15 protein-coding genes and 1 pseudogene are annotated in these 18,524 nt (G+C 65.9%); 7 read left to right on the forward strand and 9 right to left on the reverse strand.

The window, feature by feature from the left end; genetic code table 11:
• Nucleotides 1–85 precede the first annotated feature (85 nt).
• Together ACIPRI_RS22245 and ACIPRI_RS22250 are read left to right on the forward strand one after the other, a co-directional pair.
• The gene (locus ACIPRI_RS22245) at nucleotides 86–2,107 is read left to right on the forward strand and encodes a TonB-dependent receptor (protein ID WP_446623662.1); all 2,022 of its coding nucleotides are present in this window, start codon (nucleotides 86–88) and stop codon (nucleotides 2,105–2,107) included.
• 126 nt (nucleotides 2,108–2,233) lie between these two features.
• Nucleotides 2,234–3,964 (forward strand): tannase/feruloyl esterase family alpha/beta hydrolase, encoded by a 1,731-nt coding sequence (locus ACIPRI_RS22250; protein WP_446623663.1) that lies wholly within the window; start codon nucleotides 2,234–2,236, stop codon nucleotides 3,962–3,964.
• A gap of 39 nt (nucleotides 3,965–4,003) precedes the next feature.
• On the opposite strand, the gene ACIPRI_RS22255 is transcribed toward ACIPRI_RS22250, so the two are convergent.
• The 5 genes and pseudogenes from ACIPRI_RS22255 to ACIPRI_RS22275 all read right to left on the reverse strand — a co-directional run bounded on the left by ACIPRI_RS22255 (nucleotide 4,004) and on the right by ACIPRI_RS22275 (nucleotide 9,120).
• Nucleotides 4,004–4,864 carry an HpcH/HpaI aldolase/citrate lyase family protein gene (locus ACIPRI_RS22255; RefSeq protein WP_446623664.1) on the reverse strand — a complete coding sequence of 287 codons (861 nt, stop codon included), beginning with the start codon at nucleotides 4,862–4,864 and terminating at the stop codon, nucleotides 4,004–4,006.
• A 7-nt stretch (nucleotides 4,865–4,871) separates the two neighbouring features.
• Nucleotides 4,872–5,854: pseudogene (locus ACIPRI_RS22260) on the reverse strand (tripartite tricarboxylate transporter substrate-binding protein).
• A gap of 30 nt (nucleotides 5,855–5,884) precedes the next feature.
• Entirely contained in the window at nucleotides 5,885–7,066 is a 1,182-nt protein-coding gene (locus tag ACIPRI_RS22265; protein ID WP_446623665.1) for a CaiB/BaiF CoA transferase family protein, read from the reverse strand.
• A 13-nt stretch (nucleotides 7,067–7,079) separates the two neighbouring features.
• Nucleotides 7,080–8,240, reverse strand: a complete 1,161-nt coding sequence (locus ACIPRI_RS22270; protein ID WP_446623666.1) for an acyl-CoA dehydrogenase family protein — start codon at nucleotides 8,238–8,240, stop codon at nucleotides 7,080–7,082.
• Nucleotides 8,241–8,268: 28 nt separating this feature from the next.
• Nucleotides 8,269–9,120 (reverse strand): FAS1-like dehydratase domain-containing protein, encoded by an 852-nt coding sequence (locus tag ACIPRI_RS22275; protein WP_446623667.1) that lies wholly within the window; start codon nucleotides 9,118–9,120, stop codon nucleotides 8,269–8,271.
• A 116-nt stretch (nucleotides 9,121–9,236) separates the two neighbouring features.
• On the opposite strand from ACIPRI_RS22275, the gene ACIPRI_RS22280 reads away from it, so the two are divergent.
• Nucleotides 9,237–10,172: a LysR substrate-binding domain-containing protein gene (locus ACIPRI_RS22280; protein WP_446623668.1), complete on the forward strand. Its 936-nt coding sequence runs from the start codon at nucleotides 9,237–9,239 to the stop codon at nucleotides 10,170–10,172.
• A gap of 160 nt (nucleotides 10,173–10,332) precedes the next feature.
• A complete protein-coding gene (locus ACIPRI_RS22285; protein WP_446623669.1) occupies nucleotides 10,333–11,226 on the forward strand; it encodes an amino acid ABC transporter substrate-binding protein in 894 nt (297 codons plus the stop codon).
• A 21-nt stretch (nucleotides 11,227–11,247) separates the two neighbouring features.
• On the opposite strand, the gene ACIPRI_RS22290 is transcribed toward ACIPRI_RS22285, so the two are convergent.
• Nucleotides 11,248–12,165 carry a LysR family transcriptional regulator gene (locus ACIPRI_RS22290; protein WP_446623702.1) on the reverse strand — a complete coding sequence of 306 codons (918 nt, stop codon included), beginning with the start codon at nucleotides 12,163–12,165 and terminating at the stop codon, nucleotides 11,248–11,250.
• A 125-nt stretch (nucleotides 12,166–12,290) separates the two neighbouring features.
• On the opposite strand from ACIPRI_RS22290, the gene ACIPRI_RS22295 reads away from it, so the two are divergent.
• Nucleotides 12,291–13,589, forward strand: a complete 1,299-nt coding sequence (locus ACIPRI_RS22295) for an aminotransferase class V-fold PLP-dependent enzyme (protein WP_446623670.1) — start codon at nucleotides 12,291–12,293, stop codon at nucleotides 13,587–13,589.
• A gap of 7 nt (nucleotides 13,590–13,596) precedes the next feature.
• Here ACIPRI_RS22295 and ACIPRI_RS22300 read toward each other — a convergent pair whose 3' ends face one another.
• Nucleotides 13,597–14,346 (reverse strand): hypothetical protein, encoded by a 750-nt coding sequence (locus ACIPRI_RS22300; RefSeq protein WP_446623671.1) that lies wholly within the window; start codon nucleotides 14,344–14,346, stop codon nucleotides 13,597–13,599.
• A 165-nt stretch (nucleotides 14,347–14,511) separates the two neighbouring features.
• Here ACIPRI_RS22300 and ACIPRI_RS22305 point away from each other — a divergent pair, with 165 nt between their 5' ends.
• Complete coding sequence (locus ACIPRI_RS22305) at nucleotides 14,512–15,183, forward strand: hypothetical protein (protein ID WP_446623672.1); 672 nt, start codon at nucleotides 14,512–14,514, stop codon at nucleotides 15,181–15,183.
• A gap of 18 nt (nucleotides 15,184–15,201) precedes the next feature.
• On the opposite strand, the gene ACIPRI_RS22310 is transcribed toward ACIPRI_RS22305, so the two are convergent.
• Nucleotides 15,202–15,762, reverse strand: coding sequence for a carboxymuconolactone decarboxylase family protein (locus tag ACIPRI_RS22310; RefSeq protein ID WP_446623673.1), 561 nt, complete (start codon nucleotides 15,760–15,762; stop codon nucleotides 15,202–15,204).
• A gap of 138 nt (nucleotides 15,763–15,900) precedes the next feature.
• On the opposite strand from ACIPRI_RS22310, the gene ACIPRI_RS22315 reads away from it, so the two are divergent.
• Nucleotides 15,901–16,167, forward strand: coding sequence for a winged helix-turn-helix transcriptional regulator (locus ACIPRI_RS22315; protein ID WP_446623703.1), 267 nt, complete (start codon nucleotides 15,901–15,903; stop codon nucleotides 16,165–16,167).
• Between the two features lie 141 nt (nucleotides 16,168–16,308).
• Here ACIPRI_RS22315 and ACIPRI_RS22320 read toward each other — a convergent pair whose 3' ends face one another.
• The gene (locus ACIPRI_RS22320; protein WP_446623674.1) at nucleotides 16,309–18,501 is read right to left on the reverse strand and encodes a phosphocholine-specific phospholipase C; all 2,193 of its coding nucleotides are present in this window, start codon (nucleotides 18,499–18,501) and stop codon (nucleotides 16,309–16,311) included.
• Nucleotides 18,502–18,524 lie beyond the last annotated feature (23 nt).

Raw genomic sequence — 18,524 nt, forward strand, 5'->3', positions numbered from 1 at the left:
CGCGGCCTCGGCGGCGTCCCTCGCTTTTTGTTCCGCCCTCCAGTGGGCACACGCGCAGGGCACTGCGGCGCCCTCTTCCGCCGAGTTGCCTGCCCTCACCATCAGCGACAGCGCCGGCAACGGCGAGTACCGGCCGCCGTCGGTGTCGCTGGGCGTGCTGGGTGACCTGAAGCCGGTGGACGCGCCCTTCTCGGTGAATGTGCTGACGCGCGACCTGCTCGACAACCAGCAGGCTGCCACCTACAACGACTACCTCAAGAACGACCCCTCGGCCAATACCGGCAACGTGCCGGTGGGCTTCACCACCCTGCGCGGCTTCAGCCTCGGCACGGCCGGCTACCTGTACGACGGCCTGCCCGGCAGCCAGCCGCTGAGCGATGGGCGCTACCAGCTGATCGGCTTCGAGCGCGTCGAGATCTACAAGGGCCCGAGCGCGTTCCTGAACGGCCTGGGCAGCTCCACCAGCCTCGGCGGCACGCTCAACTTCGTGCCCAAGAAGCCGGACGATGGCTCCATCCGCTCCATTGCGGCCGGCTGGACCACGCGCACCGTCGGCAGCCTGGCGCTGGACATTGGCGAGCGCTTTGGCGAAAGCAAGCAGTTTGGCGTGCGGCTCAACGTCGGCGTCAAGGACGGCGAGCAGGCGCCCAAGAATGCCGACTGGGAGCAGCAGGCCGCCAGCCTGGCGCTGGACTGGCGCGTGAACCGCGCGCTGACCTTGTCGGCCGGCGCCGACTACGCGCGCAACCACTACCCGGCCTTGCAGCCCTTCTTCGTGCTGGCGCCCGGCATCGACGTGCCGGCGGCCTACAACGGCCGTCAGAACGTGGCGCAGCCTTGGGACGACTTCGAGGTCAAGGGCAGCAACAGCTGGCTGCGCGCCGACTGGCAACTGGCCCCGGACTGGACGCTGACGGCGCAGGGCCTGCACAGCACCAACGAGCGCCCCAACACCAAGGAGGCGCGCTTCGGCCAGATCTACGCCGCGGACGGCTCGGCCTTTCTGTTCGGCGCACAGGACGGCGGCAGCAAGACGGTTGGCGACACGGCCCAAGTGGCGCTGCGCGGCAAGGCGCAGACGGGCGGCCTGTCGCATGCGCTCAGCTTCGCGGCGGCCAGCACCCACACCGAGAACAAGAGCGGCACGAACAATCCGCTGGGCATGTTTGCCACCAACATCTATGCGCCCATCGATTCGCCGGAGCCGATCGGCGCGCCCGACACGCCGCTGGCGACGACGCAGAAAAGCCGCAGCAACAGCTTGCTGGCGAGCGACATCGTGGGCTTCAACGAGCAGTGGTCGGCCCTGGTGGGCTTGCGGCATGCGCGCCTGACGCTGGACAACTACAACCCGCTGTCGGGCGAGCTGGCCAACAACAGTTCGCTGACCAAGACCTCGCCCATCGGCGCGCTGATGTTCAAGCCGACGGCTTCGTCGATGCTGTACCTCAACTACGCCGAGGGCATCGAGCCCGGTGGCACCGCGCCGCTCGGCACGGTCAACCAGAATCAGCTCATGCCGCCCATCGTCAGCAAGCAGATCGAGCTGGGCGCCAAGCTGGAGACCGGCGGCGTGCTCTACACGGCGGCGCTGTTCGACTTGCGCAAGCCGCTGGAGTATGTCGATCCGGTTTCGCTGGCCTATGTGCAAAACGGCGAGCAGCGCCATCGCGGGCTGGAGCTCCTGGCCAATGGCCGGCTGACCAGCAACTTGTCGCTGGTGACCGGGCTCATGTGGCTGGATCCCACGGTGAGCAACACCGGCGATCCGGCCACCGAGGGCAAGCGGCCGGTGGGCGTGTCGCGGCTGATCGCCAATCTGTTCGCCGACTACCGCATCGCAGCCATGCCGGGCCTGTATGTCAATGGCGGCATCTACTACGCATCCAGCCAGTTCGTCGACGGCGCCAACCTGCAGCGCGTGCCAAGCTGGACCCGCCTGGACGCCGGCATGCGCTACGAGACCCGCATCGGCAATGCGCCGACCACGCTGTACTTCAATGTGGAGAACATCGCCGACAAGGCTTACTGGTCGAGCGCGCAGTCCGGCATCCTGGCGGTGGCGGATCCGCGCACTTACAAGCTCACGGCGCGGGTGAGCTTCTAGGGCCTGTGAACAGGCCCCAGCGCGAAACGTCGCTACGTAGAAACCCCGTTTGCGCGCAGCGAGCGGGCACGGCAGACTCGCGGCCCCGTGCCGCAGGCGCGAAATGCATTGAACGAAGGGATCGCGATGAATCCGGACATCAAAGTGCATCGAATGGCGTTTGCCCTCGGCATTGCCGCCCTGGCAGGCACGGCGCAGGCCGCCTGGGACTGCGCCAGCCTGACGGCCGTCACCACCGCCGATTCGACCATCACGTCTGCCACGCTCACCAGCCCGCCGGCGGTCATCGGCGGCGCCTCGGTCACGGTGCCGTTCTGCCGCGTGCAGGGCATTGCCCGGCCTTCGTCCGATTCGGAGATCAAGTTCGAGGTGTGGCTGCCGCCGACAACGGCCGACTGGACCGACAAGCGAATGAAGGTCAACGGCACCGGCGGCTATGCAGGCTCCGTTCCCTATGCAAGGCTGGCACAGGACGTGGCCGACGGCATCGTGAGCGCGGGCAGCAACATGGGCCACGACGGCGGCGAGTCGGCGAGCTGGACGCTCAACCGGCCGGAAAAGGTCAAAGACTGGGGCTTGCGCGCGCACTACTCGGTGGCGACCGCCGCCAAGGCCTTGAGCAACGCCTTCTATGCCGAGCCGGTCAAGTACTCGTACTTCGAGGGCTGCTCCAACGGCGGCCGGCAGGCGCTGATGATGGCGCAGAATTACCCGCAGCTCTTCGACGGCATCGTCGCCGGCGCACCGTCGAACTTCTATCCCGACCTCTTGATGTGGCTGCTGTGGACGGGCAAGCAACTGACGCCGAGCGCCCCGTTCGGGCCGCCCTCGGTGAGCACGGCCAAGCGCCAGGCGGTCACGCAGCGCGTGCTGCAGGCTTGCGATGCGGCCGACGGCCTGGCAGACGCGCAGATCACCAATCCGCGCGCCTGCACCTTCGACATCGACAGCATGGGGCCGGCTGGTGACGGCACGCTGAGCGCGCCAGAGCTCGCCGTCTTCAAGGCCATGTACGCCGGCACCACGAGCGAAGCGGGCGTGCAGCGCTACACCGGCGCGCGCCTGGGCTCCGAGGCCGACTGGAGCCCGCTGTTCGCCGACAACGGCGGCTATGGGCCTTTCATCGGGCACTACGTCTATTCGCTCGAGAGCCCGCCCTTCGACTGGCGGCGCGACATCAACTTTTCCGGCGTGTACGACGTCGTGAAGCAGGCGCTGACGCCGATCACCGCGGCGCCCAGCCCCGACCTGCGCGCGTTCACCAGTCGCGGCGGCAAGATCATCCAGTACCACGGCTGGAACGACTCGGTGGTGACGCCCGACGGATCGATCGGCTATCACTACGCACTCACCCAGTTCGAGTGGCTGCAGTCGCTGCCGCCAGGGGTTGCCGACAAGCTCATCGACAAGCTGTCGCCGCAGACCGTGGAAGCCACGGCGCGCGCTTTCGGCCACAAGGTACGCGACTACCACCGCCTGTTCATGCTGCCCGCGGTGGGCCACTGCGGCGGCAGCACCGGGCCGAGCGCGATCGGCGGCGGAGCGCCCGAACCGCCGAAGGCCTTTCGCAAGGCGGACACGCATGTGGTCAGCGCCGTGATCAAGTGGGTGGAGCAAGGCGTGGCGCCGGAGCAGATCATTGCCACGGCCTTCGACGCCACCGGCGGCGTGCGCCGCCAGCGGCCGCTCTGCCCGTACCCCGCCCAGGCCGTTCATGACGGCCAGGGCGACATCAACAGCGCTGCCAGCTTCAGTTGCGAGACGCCCAAGCCGAGGGACGTGGAGGTCGAGGCCGGCGACATGCTGCACATCCGCAATGCATTGACGCAGCGCGCGCTGCTGTTGCCCAACCGGTAGCAGCAAGCGGGCATGGTGGCGTCCGACGGCGCACAGCCGTCAGGCGCTGGGTCTAGCCCCTTGGGCCGCGTGCCGCACCAGCAGCCGGCGCGCCTGCAGCACCACCGGCAGATCGACCATGCGCCCGTCCATCTGCACTGCGGCGCCGAGCGCGGCGGCGTCCGCCGCCACCACGCGGCGGGCCCAATCGACCTCCTGCGCGGTCGGTGCCAGCACCTCGTGGACGATGGCCACCTGGCGCGGGTGAATGCACAGCTTGGCGCCGAAGCCAAAGCGCAGCGCACGCCGCGTGTCCTGGCGCAAACGTGAATCGTCCTGGATCGCCGCCGTCACGCCATCCACGGCCGGCGCAAGCTGCTGCACGCGCGTCGCCATGGCCACCGCAAAACGAAGCGGCGCCAGTTCGGCCTCGTCTTCGCCGCAGAGCAATCCGGTGTCGGCCATGAAATCGATGTGTCCGACGACCAGGCGCAACACCCCTGCGCGCGAGATCTCCTGCAAGGCGCTCCAACCCGCGGCACTCTCGATCAGCGGCAGTATCGGCAGCGCCGGCAGACCAGAGCGCACGCGTGCCAATGCGGTAGCGGATTCGGCCTTGGGCACCATCACACCTGCCGGCGCCGGCAGCAGCCGCGCCAGCCAGCGCAGGTCGTCCTGTCCAAGCGCCTGCTCGAGCGCGTTGATGCGCACCACCAAGGGCACAGGCATCGCCTGCAATGCCGGCCAGGCGGCTTCGATGGCGAACTGCGCCGCCGCCTTGTCCTGCAGCGGCACGGCGTCTTCCAGATCGAGCACGATGGCATCTGCGCCGCTCCGGACGGCCTTTTCGAAGCGTTCCGGCCGATTGCCGGGAACGAAGAGAAAGCTGCGGGCGTCCGCCAGGGAGGTCGGCGTGCTCATCAATCAATCAATCGGCAAACTGGCCTGCGGCCTTGATGACCGGCGCGTAGCGCTGGGTTTCCTTCTCGAGCCAGCTTTGCAGGCCGGCGGGCGTCAGCTTGTCGTCGCTCGGGATGACCGCCCCCAGATCGACCAGGCGCTGCGCCACCGCCGGATCCTTCAGGGCCGTCTTGAGGGCGGCGCCGAAGCTCTCCACCGCATCCTTGGGCGTGCCCTTGGGCGCATAGATGCCGTGCCACACGACCACCTGGAAAGCACTCAGGCCCTGTTCGGCCAGCGTGGGCGTGTCCGGCAGCGTCTTCAGGCGCGCCGGTGTCGTCACGCCGTAGAGCTTGACCGAACCCGCCTTGATGTAGGGCGTGGTCGAGGTGGTCTGGTCGCACAGCAGGTCGACCTGTCCGGCCAGCGGCGCATTCATGGCCGGACCGGTGCCCTGGAATGGAATGGTGGTCATCTCCACGCCCATCGCCTGGCGCAAGAGCATGCCGCACAGGTGCGACACCGCGCCCAAGCCTGCATGCGCCAGATTGACCTTGTCCCCATTGGCCTTGGCGTAGGCCATCAGTTCCTTGAAGTCCTTGGCGGGCAGGTCCTTGCGGCCCACCAGGGTCATGGGAACGTCGATGACCTGGCTCACGTACTCGAAGTCGGCCAGCGGCTTGTAGCTGAGCTTGCGATACAGCGCGGGCGCCGTGGCCATGCCGTTGTGATGAATGAGGAAGGTGTGTAGCCGTCGGGCGTGGCACGCGCGGTGTAGGCCGCCGCAATCGTTCCCCCTGCCCCCGTCTTGTTCTCGATCACCACCGTCTGGCCCAGCGTTCTGGTCATGGCCGCGCCCAGGGTGCGTGCCACCACGTCGGTGGGGCCGCCGGCCGCGAAGGGCACGACGAGGGTGATGGGCTTGGCCGGATAGGTCTGCGCCCAGGCACCCGCCGTGCCGGTGGATGCAGCCAGCACGATCGCGCAGGCCTTGACGATGCAAGTTCTCATGTTTTGTCTCCGTGGATTTGTCGATGGGGATCAGATGGCGCCATCGCGCCGCATGGCTTCGATGGCCTCTGCCGGCCACCCGATCTCTTCCAGGATGGCCTGCGTGTGCTGACCAAGACCTGGCACCCCGTCCATGCGCGGCGCATAGGCATCGGTGCGCCCCGGCGGCAGCAGCGCGGGAATGAGTCCGTTGGGCGTGGGCACTTGCGTCCAGCGCTCGCGCGCCCTGAGCTGCGGGTGTTGCCACACGCCGTGCATGTCGTTGACCCGCGCGTTGGCGATCTGCGCTTCGTCCAGGCGCGAAACCACCTGCTCGGCCGTCAGCTGGGAGAAGGTCCGAAGGATCAGCGCGCTCAGGGCATCACGGTTGGCGACGCGGCGCGAATTGGAGCAATAGCGCTCGTCGGCCGCCAGCTCCGGCCGCAACAGCACCACTTTGCAAAAGGCCGCCCATTCCCGCTCGTTCTGCAGGCCCAGCATCACCGCGGCGCTGTCGCCGGCGGCAAAGGGGCCGTAGGGGTAGATGGTGGCGTGCGCGGCGCCCGCGCGAGGGGGCGGCTCTGCACCCTCGAAGGCGTAGTACATCGGAAAGCCCATCCACTCGACCATGCTCTCCAGCATGGAGACGTCGATGCGGCTGCCCTTGCCGGTCTTGCCCCGTTGCAGGAGCGCGGCCAGGATGCTGCTGTACGCGTACATGCCGGCGGCGATGTCCGCGATGGAGCAGCCTGCCTTGGCGGGCTCGGCATGCGATCCGGTGACGGAAAGGAAGCCGGACTCGCTCTGGATCAGCAGGTCGTAGGCCTTCTTGTCGCGATACGGCCCGTCATCGCCATAGCCGGAGATGTCGCAGACGATCAGGCGCGGGTGCATTGCATGCAGCGCCTCGAAGGACAGGCCCAGGCGTGCGGCCGCGCCGGGTGCCAGGTTCTGCACCAGCACGTCGGCCCCTTGGAGCAGCTTGGCCAGCACCTTCTGCGCCTCTTGATGCTTGACGTCCAGCGTGATGCTTTCCTTGGAGCGGTTGGTCCAGACGAAGTGCGAGGCCATGCCCTGGACCCGTTCGTCATAGTCGCGGGCGAAGTCGCCCGTGCCCGGGCGTTCCACCTTGATCACCCGAGCCCCGAGGTCAGCCAGCTGGCGGGTACAGAAAGGCGCGGCAATCGCATGCTCGAGCGTGACGACGGTGATGCCGTCCAGAGGGCGCGTCATGGCCTGAACCCGTTCAGAAGGACCGCGGCAAGCCGAGCACATGCTCGGCCACGTAGGCATAGATGAGGTTGGTGGAGATCGGCGCGACCTGGTAGAGGCGCGTCTCGCGGAACTTGCGCTCGATGTCGTATTCGTTGGCAAAGCCGAAGCCGCCGTGCGTCTGCATGCAGACGTTGGCCGCCTCCCAGCTCGCCTTGGCCGCCAGGTACTTCGCCATGTTGGCCTGGGCACCGCAGTGCTCGTGGGCGTCGAAGCGGCGCGCCGCCTCGAAGCGCATCAGATTGGCCGCCTCCACCTCGATGAATGCGTCGGCAATGGGGAACTGCACGCCCTGGTTCTTGCCGATCGGGCGGTCGAACACGATGCGCTCGTTGGCGTACTTGCGGGCACGCTCGATGAACCAGTAGCCGTCGCCGATGCACTCGGCGGCGATCAGCGTTCGTTCGGCGTTCAGGCCATCCAGGATGTACTTGAAGCCCCTGCCCTCCTCGCCGATCAGGTTCTCTTCGGGGATCTCCAGGTTCTCGAAGAACAGCTCGTTGGTCTCGTGGTTCACCAGATTCGGAATCGGCCGAACCGTCAGGCCATTGCCGACCGCCTGGTGCAGGTCGACCATGAAGATCGACATGCCTTCGGACTTCTTCTTCACTTCCGAAATCGGTGTCGTGCGCGCCAGCAGGATCATCAGGTCGGAGTGCTGCACGCGCGAGATCCAGACCTTCTGGCCGTTGACCACATAGCGGCCGTCCTTCCTGACGGCGGTGGTCTTGATCTTGGTGGTGTCGGTGCCGGTCGTCGGCTCGGTCACGGCCATGGACTGGATGCGCAGCTTGCCGGCGGCGATGCCGGGAAGGTACTTGTCCTTTTGCGCCTGGCTGCCGTTGCGCAGCAGCGTGCCCATGTTGTACATCTGGCCGTGCACCGCCCCGGCGTTGCCACCCGAGCGGTTGATCTCTTCCATGATCACGCTGGCGGCGGTCAGGCCCAGGCCGGTGCCGCCGTATTCCTCGGGGATCATGGCGGCGAGCCAGCCGGCCTCGATCAGCGCGTCGACGAACTTCTCGGGATAGGCCTTCTGTTCGTCGATCTTGCGGAAGTACTCGTCCGGGTACTCGCGGCAAAGCTGGCGCACGGCATCGCGGATGTCCTGGTAGTCGTCGGGCTCGTTGAACATGGTGGGCTCTTCCTTCTTCGTTCTTCATTCAGGCCAGCGTGGCGCTGGCATCCATGGCCAGGTGGCCCTCGGCAGTGCGGGCCCACAGCCTGATCGTCTTGTCGCCACCCTCGCGCCGGCCGCAAACTTCGAAGGGGGCAATGTCGAACAGCGGCTTCACGGCACGGAAGCTGAAGGCCTTGACCTGCGCCTGCGGCAACTCGCGGCGCAGCAGGTCCAGAAGCAGCGTCGCGATCAGCGGACCATGAACGATCAGGCCCGGATAGCCCTCCACCGTGGTCACGTAGCGGCGGTCGTAGTGGATGCGGTGGCCGTTGAAGGTCAGCGCGGAATAGCGGAACAGCAGCACGTCGTCGGGCTCGATGCGGCGCGACCATTGTTCGCCCGTGGGCGCGGCGACGCTCGCTGGCGCGGGCTCGCTGGGCTCCGGCATGCCGCGATAGACGATGTCGTGACGCTCCAGGATCGCCAGTTCGCCATCGGCGCGGATCTCGTGCTGCACGTTGACGAATACCAGCGGTCCGGTGCGGCCCTCCTTCACGCGCACATCGTCGATGCGCGACAGCCGTGCCAGCGGCTGGCCGGCACGCAGCGGCACGAGAAATTCGATCTGGCTTCCGGCCCACATGCGGCGGGGCAGCGGCACCGGAGGCAGAAAGCCGCCACGGCGGGCGTGGCCATCGGCGCCGATTTCGGACTGCCGGTGGGTGGGCAGGAAGTAGAGCCAGTGCCAGCACGGCGGCACCGCGTCACCGGCCTGTGGGGCATCGTCCCGGTCCAGCGTCGCGGTCAGCGCGAGCAACGGTGCCAGCGTGGCCACGTCTTCCATGGTTTCGGTGCGGCCGATCCAGGTGCGCAGATGTTCGATGTCCAAGCTCATCACTTGTCTCCTTCATTCGCATGGCATTGCCATGGCCTGGTTCAAATTGTCGGGATGCCTCCGATATTTGTGAAATACTTATTGCGCCTATCACCTAGACGTAATCGAGATAGCCCATGGAACTTCGGCAACTGCGCTACTTCGTCGGCGTCAGCGAGTCCGGCAGCCTGCTGAAGGCTTCGGCCAGGCTGCACGTCGCCCAGCCCGCGCTGGGCCAGCAGATGTCCGCGCTCGAAGACGAACTGGGCGTGCGCTTGCTCGACCGCTCGAGCAAAGGCGTGAGCCTCACGGCCAGTGGCAAGACCTTCCTCGAGCACGCGAAAGTGGTTCTGGCCGACGTCGAGCGCGCACGGCTGGTGGTGCGCGAATCGGCATCGGTGCCCAGCGGCGAGGTGGCCATCGGCTTGCCCACCACGGTTTCGCTGGGCGCCACGCTGCCGATCCTGCGCGCCTGCCGCGAGCGCCTGCCGCAGGTGCGGCTACAGGTGGTCGAGGCCTACAGCGGCTTCCTGCGCGAATGGCTGCAGTCGGGCCGGCTCGACCTCGCCATCCTGTACGGCGACAAGCCAGAGAGCGGCTTGGCCAAGCGCGCGCTGCTCGACGAGGAACTCGTCTTTGTCACCAGCGCCCAGGCTGCGAGGCTGCCGAAGAAGCTCACGCTGGACAAGCTCGCGCGCTGGCCACTGGTTCTGCCGAGCCGCGAGCACGGTCTGCGCCGCATCATCGATGAAGCCTGCGCACCGCTCGGGTTGCAGCTTGACGTGGTGGCCGAGATCGACTCGCTGCCCAGCGTCAAGAGCGCCGCCGAAGAAGGCATCGGCAGCACGATCCTGCCCTTGGGCTCGGTGGCGCAGGAGATCGCGGCGGGGAAGCTGCTGGCGGCAAAGATAGACAGCCCCGGCATGTTGCGGCGCGTGGTCTGCGCGACGAGCGTGACGCGGCCCGCCACGCTGGCCAGCGCGGCGGTCACCGCGCTGACGCAGGAGGTGATCCAGAGCATGGTGCTGTCGCGGGCCTGGCCGGGGCGCTGGGTCGGCAAGAACGGCGGCTGAGTCGCCAGGCGGGGGGGAAGCTGACATCCGCCCCTGCGGAGGGGATTTAGGTTACTTTATTTCGTCATAGTTAATGAAAATAAATCGCTTTTGGAAAACGTTCAGCACTTCCAGAATTTGCGGCACGGCCTGCCGCCGCCCACTTTTCCAGGAAGCCCCCATGAAATCCCGACTGTCTGCAACCTTCGGCCTCTGCGCCGCCCTGCTGTGTTCGACCGCGCTGGCCCAAAGCGACACCTTGGCCAAGATCAAGGCGAGTGGGGCTATTTCGATCGGGGGACGCGACAGCCAGATTCCGTTCTCCTACAAGCCCAATGGCGGCGGCGATCCGATCGGCTTCACCACTGACATCTGCATGAAGATCGTGGATGCGGTCAAAGCCAAACTCGGCATGCCGAATCTCGAAGTTCGCTACACGATCCTGACTTCGACCAATCGCATCCCGTTGCTGACCAACGGCACCGTCGACCTCGATTGCGCAACCACCACGAACACGGTCCAGCGCCAACAGCAGGTGGCGTTTGCGCCGAGTCACTTCGTCACCAGCATCACGGCGGCCGTCAAGAAGAACTCCGGCATCAACTCCCTGGCGGATCTCAACGGAAAGACAGTCTCGACGGTTGCCGGCAGCACCGGCGTGCAGCTTCTGCGCGCCTATCGCAAGTCCGGAAGCATCGAGGTCCAGGAACTCGCGGCAAAGGATACGGCGGACGGCTTTCTGCTCCTGGCCTCCGACCGTGCGGCGGCCTACATCCTCGACGATGTACAGCTCGCGGGCCTGATCGCCACATCGCCCAAGTCGGACGACTTCAGGATCCTCACGTCAGAATCGCTGCGCCAGGAACCGTACGGCATCATGTATCGCAAGGACGATCCGCAATTCAAGGAGCTCGTGGACAAGTCGGTGACGGGCCTGATGAAATCGGGCGCCATCGAGCAGATCTATGCCAAGTGGTTCACCCAGCCGATCCCCCCGGCCAACGCGAATCTCAACTTTCCGATGACCGAGGCGATCAAGGAGGTCTACAAGAACCCCAACAACAAGGGCGTTTGAGATTGCGAGGGCGCGGCTCGCCTAGCGGCCGTCACCACTGCCCGTCGCCTGGAACATTCGAGTGAAGTCACAGCATTCCTGAGCCAGCATGATGATCGAAGCCAGCAGCGAGCTTCGGTGCTCACCCTTGTACATGGCCACATAAGTGACCGGGGGCAAGGCCGGCGTCACCTTGAGCAGCGCCAGCGAACCTTCTTCGAGCATCTGTCCGACCGCCTTCTTGGGCAGATAGCTCACGCCCAGGCCGGCGATGGTCAAACCGATCAAGGCCACCAGGTTGTGAACGACGATGGCATTCGCAGGCTGAACGCCCAAATCCTTCATCCAGCTGTCGTAGAGCAGCCCCGTCCCGGACTTGGCGCCCTGGATCAGCATGCGGTGGCCGGCCAGCTCATGCAGGCGAATCGGCTTCGAATTCTTGACGAGGCCCGGCTTGCACATCCAGGCACTTTCGACGGTGCCGATGGCCTTTTTGGGAATGCGCGTATCGGCAAATGCGTCGGGCAGGACGATCAGCTCCAGTTCGTCGGCCAGCACCTTCTCGCGCAGATTGATGCTGCTGTCCACGTCCGGCTCCAACGTGACCTTCGGGTAGTGCTCCTGGATCAGCTCGACCCACCGGGGAAACCAGGTCATCGCCGTGAGCTCGGTAATGCCGATGCGAACGCGCCGCTCGATCACATCGACCCGGCTGAACTGCTCGACCGCGGCATCGCGCTGCTCGAGCAGCTTCTTTGCCAGCATGAACATCTCTTCGCCCTTGTCGGTGAGGCGGGCGTTGCGCTGGCTGCGGTCGAACAGCTCGGTGTCGAACACCATTTCCAGCTCATGCACGCGCTTGGATACCGCGGACTGCGAGGTATGCAGCTTGTGAGCGGCCAAGGCGAAGCTGCCGAGCTCGCCGATCCAGTACAGGGCCTCGAGTTGCTTGAACGTCATCATCGCAGCAGCTTCCCGGAGCAACTTGAATAAGCGCTTTTGCTCATCTTATCTCATCGAAAAATATCGCTTTTAGAAATGTATGACTGCTTCGAAAATTCGTCATCGTCAAGGAGCTCCCGCACATGAACAACACCGATAAAGGCCAACTCTTTTCCGACGCGCTGCTGCAGGAGATCAAGGGCCGCTTCCACTACGTCGACCTTGACATGAACGGACGCGAACGGCTCTTCTTCGACAACGCGGGGGGGTCGTTCCGCCTCAAGGCAGCGGTCGACGCGCTGGCGCGCATCGACGCCTTGCCGGATTGCCCAGAACGCATCCACGAGCTCGCGCTGTATCTGCAGGAGGTGCAAGCGCGGGGCACCGAAGATGTTCGCACGATCCTGAACGCCAAAGGCGGCAGCGTCTACGCGTCGCTCACGGCCTCCGGCGCGATGTTCGATATGGTCCGCGCGATCGCCGAGCACGTTCCCGGAACGAACATGGTGACGACGGTGCTGGAGCACCCGTCCTCGTTTGACGCCATGTCCCTCTATGCCGAGCGGCTCGGCAAGGAACTGCGGATCGCAAAGTCAAACCCGGTCACGGGCGGGGTCGACGTGCAGGACATCGTCAGCCTGATCGACGCCAACACCTCCGTGCTGAGCGTGATCTATGCATCCAACATCTCGGGCGCGAAGCTCGACATCCAGGAGATCGTGCGACAAGCACGCGCCGTCAAGCCGGATCTCTACATCGTCGTGGACGCGGTGCAGCACGCGCCACACGGACTGATCGACCTGCAGTCCACACCCGTGGACGGCATCAACATCGCACCCTACAAGTTCTTTGGCTGCCGGGGCTCCGGCATTTCCTGGCTGTCGGAGCGAGCGTCGGTGCTGCCGCACCACAAGCTGGCGGGCAAGAAGCGGGACTTCTGGGACCTGGGGAGCGCGGCGCCGTGGCAGTTTGCGGTCATCACCGAAGTCGTCAACTACGTTTGCTGGCTCGGCAGCCACTTCGTCGCGGGCGGCGACAGGCGGGCGCTCTTCGCCGCCGGCATTCGAAGCATCGAGCTGCATGAGCGCGCGCTGCTTTCGCGCATGCTCGACGGCAACGAGCGCACGCCCGGCTTACGCCGAATGGACAACGTGAACGTGTTCCTCGACCACGAAGACCTGACAAAGCGCGACCTGATCCTCGCCATCGGCATTGACAAGCTCGAGCACGCCCAGGCTGTGCGCGAATACGAGAAGCGCGGGGTCATCGTCTATGAACGGGTCGCGACCAGCCTCTACTCGAAGCGGATGCTGGATTCCTTCGGTCTCGAAGGCGCGGTGCGCGTGTCGCCGCTGCACTGTCATGGCGTCGCGGACATCGACCGCTTCCTGGAGACAACGCGCGAAATCAGCCAAGCGTTCGCGGGTGCAGCCGCGGCCTGACCTTCATTCAGTCAGCGTCGCGCCACCGCCCGGAATCCGCGCAGACCACGGCTGGTGCGCCGTTCAGCCGCACCTGCTCTTCATCCAGTTGCAACGCGGTCGAAGGATCGACGTCGAAGGCGACTCGAAGTGCGCGCCCGACATGCACATCTTCGATGGGCAGCTCCCAGGTCAGGAACACCTGCATGCATTCGCGCTCGGGCGCGAAGTCGGCCGCATCGAAGCCCTCGCTGCCGCGCGGGATGACGGCGTGGGGCTGGCCCGTGTCGAAGATCACGGCTGTCCCCCGGACAAGAGGGATTCGATGGCCTGCAAACGGAAAGTGCAGATCCAGTCCCCGGTCTTCGGTCAGGAAGAGATTGCAGAACGCTGCGCCGCCGTATTGCGCGCCGTCATGGTGGTACCTGGCACCGCGGCAGGCCATCAGCGCGATGTCGCTGGAGGCGAGCAGCGGCTCGTGCAAGCCGAGCGTGCGTATCCAGTCGGACACCGACTGCACGCAGTGCCGCAAGGCCGGCCAGCGTGCACGTGCTCGCGCCAAGGGCAAGGCCTCGACGTCTCCGGGCTCCAAGCCCAGGCGCGAGGAAGTCTCTCTTTCCCAATCCGCCACCAAACGGGCAGGCGGCGCAGGGATGTCGAGCGTGCCTGTCAGCACAACATCGCTCACGCTGCGGCTGCGGATGGCATCGCCGCTACTTCGGAAGTACGAAGCAAGGAGGTCTCGCACGCGATGTTGCGGTTGAGGGCTGTGGCTCATTCGGGGGCCAGTGTAGTGAGGCAAGGGCGTGGAATGCCGATGCTAGGCCCAAGGTACTAAGTTGGCGCCACGGCGTTGGGCAAGCGAGACGCCTCCCGTTCACAGGTAACGAAACGTGTGCTCAAATCGCAGCCCGCTTGGCTTGGGACAGGCAGGAGTGCATTCATGGGTAGCAGGGTCTTCGCATCCGTCTGCGCGACAGCGCTGGTTTGCGCTTGCGCCACACAACACCCCTCCACGACGCCGGGGACGGGGGCAGGCGCCGGGTACGCGCCCCTGGTCGACATGCACGGCGTGGATGCCGACGCGTTTGCCACGGACGTGGCCGCTTGCCGCGACGTGGCTTCGAACGTGCGCGTGATGCCGCTCAAGGGCGAAAGCAACGACATCGCCGACGCGGTCCTCTTGGGCGTGGGGATCTTCGTGCCCTTCGGCTTCGTGGGCATGACCCTGATTTCGAGCATCGCGGCGGAGTTCGCCGACGAAGTTCCCACCGCCAAACCCGCAGGCGCCAAGCTGCAGCAAAGCACCCTGGTCAACTGCATGGCCCGCAAAGGCTACCGCAACATCGACCCTCAGGTGACCGTCACCTACGTGGCGCCGCCGCAGCGTTCGGGGCCCGGCATGCAGCAAGGCGGCCGCGACACGTACGTCGCCGAACATTACGCCCGGTCGAGCTTCTGCCATCAGGACTCCGCCCGCGCCGTGCTCGAGAGCAAGGGGCCCGGCTTCGAGCGCTACCGCGTCGCCTGCAGCAGCAGCGGACAGCAGGTCGTCCTGCGCTGCGAGTTCGGCAATTGCGCGCGGGAGTCGATGGAAGTGGCTTCGGGCCAATGAGGATGACGGCGGGCCGCGTCAGCCTCCTTGGCATCGCAGGCTGTGCAACGGCGCCGAACCCGCTTCGTTCGGCAGGCGCAGCGCGTTCGTCAAGTAGCTGACCGTGCGATAGAAGCCCGCCAGCATCAGCAGCTCGAGCATGGCCTCGTCGCTGAACGCCGATGCCAGCGACTGCCACAGTGCGTCATCGATCGTGCAGTCGGCATGCAGCATGTCGCACAGCGCGAGCAGCAGCCGCTCTTCATGGGTCCAGCAGGCATCCTGCGGCCGCCCGCACGCCAGGGACAGGATCTGGGCATCGTCGATGCCGGCCCGCGCCGCGAACAGCGCGATGTGAACGCCCCATTCGTATTCCGACTTGCACAGCGACGTGGTGCGTGCGATGACGAGCTCGCGCTGGCGCAGCGTCAGGTTTCCAGGGTCCAGCAGACCGCCCGCGAAGAACTTCTGGAACAGGCGCGGGTCTCGGGCGAGCGTGGTGAAGAGCCGCAGGGGCGGCCTGCCACGCATCACCCGATCGAGCGAAGACTGGATTCCTTCAGCGAATGGCGGTTCAGCGGGAGCGATGCGGGCAACCATGGCGAGCCTCCGGTGTCTGCTACATTTTCTAAAGCATGATGACTCTATCGATGCCGCTCTGAAAAGTAAAGCATGGCCACTCCAAACACGCCAAAGATCGGCGCCCCGGTTCGTGGCTCCAAGACCGGCCGCCCCATCATGGTGGCGCTGGACCTGTTGGGCAGACGGTCCACGCTTCGAATTCTCTGGGAGCTGCGTGCCGAGCATCTGACTTTTCGCGCGCTGCAGGAGGCCTGCGAAACCAACTCGAGCCTGTTGAACACGCGACTGGCCGAGTTGCGGGCGCTCGGCCTGGTCGAACATGACGAAGGCGGCTACCGGCTGACCGACGAGGGGCGCAAGTTGTACGCGGCGCTGATGCCCATGATCAATTGGGCACGCCAGTGGAAGGCCGCGGTGCGTTGACAAAAAAGCTCCACCGCACAGGTGGAGCTGAAAAGCGGTCGAGGATTCGGTTGCAGACAGTACGACCGCAATCCGATCCTAGGTTTTCCGGGCCGACCAGCGCGTGGGAACTATCCGAATCGCCGGTCGGCCAAGTTCGCTTCAGAAGGGCTGGCCGAAGGCCGGGTCGCTCACCGTGTGGCGGCCGGTCTCGATGCGGCCGGCCAGGCGACGCAGGTAGGCCGTGTCCGAATCGCAGCTGACTTCGAAGTCGTACCACTGGCCGCTGGCGTCCAGATTCCAGCGCTTCTCGGCATCTTCGCCGCCCTTGACCTTCACCACCCACGGGCCGTCGTTGCGATAGGCCTTGGCGGTGATGGTGAAGGTGCAGTCGCGCTCGCCTTCGTTGCGCAGCTTCAGGTGCAACTCGCCGCGGCGCGGGTGGTAGCCGGCGCGGATCTCCGGCTGCGGCGCGCCGCCCGGGCGAATGCGGTTCAGGTCGCCCTTGAAGTGGCGGTGAAAGCCGTTCGGGCCCAGCACCCACAGGTCATACAGGCCGGCGTCGGCCAGGGTGTCCCAGTCGTCGTCCAGCTTCTCGCCCGCTTCCACCGCATAGCGGCGCGGCAGGCGGTCCAGGTGCAGCTTGTCGTAGACGTGGAACACCGCGCCGGCATCGCCGCTGTTGGCAAACACCAGGCGAACCACGCCCTGGCGCTCGCGCGTGCGGGCGCTCACGTGCAGCTCGTAGGGCAGCGCGCGCGACGGCCGGGTGCCGCTCTCCTGCACCGGCAGCATGGGGTTGGCCGGGGGCAGGATCTTGGGCATCAGCTGCTGCTCGGCTCGCAGCTGGTCGGCCTGCGACTTGGTCTTGCGGCCTGCAAGCGAGGGCAGCGGCTCGTTGTTGGGGTTGGCGAAGTTGAAGGCGCTGGTCAGGTCACCGCACACCGCGCGGCGGAAGCGCCCGATGTTGGGCTCCTTCACGCCGAAGCGCTTCTCGATGAAGCGGATCACCGAGGTGTGGTCGAAGGCCTCGGAGTTGACCCAGCCGCCACGGCTCCAGGGCGAGATCACGTACATCGGCACGCGCACGCCGGGGCCGTAGACGCGGCCATCGGGCAGCGGCTGGCTGGTGGTGCCCGGCGGCTTGGGATGGTTGAAGTACTCGAAGGCCAGGTCGGCGGCCGGGATGGTGGTCTTGCCAGCGGGCGTGCCGTCGGCGTTGAGCGCCGGCGCCGAGGGCGAAGGCACGTGGTCAAAGTAGCCGTCGTTCTCGTCGAAGTTGACGAACAGCACGGTCTTGCTCCACACGTCGGGAACGGCGGTGAGCGCATCCAGCGCCTCCTGGATGAACCAGGCGCCCTGCACCGGACTCGAGGGACCGGGGTGCTCGGAGTAGGTGGCCGGAGCGATCAGGAAGGACACCTGCGGCAGCTTGCCGTTCTTGACGTCGTTGCGGAAGGTCTGGAGATAGGCGTTCGCGTCGCCCAGCGGGCCCGGCATGGTGTTGGCAATGCCCTTGTACAGCGGATTGCCGACATCGTCGCTGGCCGGGTCGTAGGCCGGCGAGAGCTCCGGCCTGTTGCTCACCGGCTTGCCCGAGGCCTCGTTGGCCAGGCGGTACTTCTTGAAGCCCGCCAGCGGGTTGTCTTCGAAGTTGTCGGGCATGTTCTGGTAGACCATCCAGCTCACCTTGGCTTCCTGCAGGCGCTCGGGATAGGTCTTCCACTCGTAGCCCTTGGCCGAGCTGTCCATGCCGTCCCATTCGTTGTTCACCGTGGCCACGCCGGCGCCGCTTGGGCCGTTGGTGCCGGTCCACTGGAACATGCGGTTGGAGTTGGTGCCGGTGTGCATCGAGCAGTGGTAGGCGTCGCAGATCGTGAAGGCATTGGCCAGCGCGAACTGGAAGGGAAGCTCGGCCTGCTTGAAATAGCCCATGGCGGCCGGCGTCTTGTAGCGCACCCACTGCTCCATGCGGCCGCCGTCCCAGGCGGCCTGGCCGTCGGCCCAGCTGTGGGGCGTGCCGGAAAAGCGCTGCGCATTGCCGGTGTTGCCGTCCAGGTGATAGGGCAGCACGGGCTGTCCGTTGGTGCCGTTCTGCTGCCAGACGTTGCGGCCCTGTGGCAGCGGAATGGTGAAGCGGTCACCGAAGCCGCGCACGCCGCGCAGGGTGCCGAAGTAATGATCGAAGGAGCGGTTCTCCTGCATCAGGATCACGATGTGCTCCACATCGCGGATGGTGCCGGTCTTGTTGTGGGCGGGAATGGCCAGCGCGCGCTGGATGCTGGGCGGAAAGGCGGCGATGGCGGCAGCGGCCATGCCGGTTTGCTGCAGAAATTTGCGGCGGTCGTTGGTCATGAAGTGGTCCTCCTCGTGTGGCG

The organism is Variovorax sp. LARHSF232, assembly GCF_052871435.1.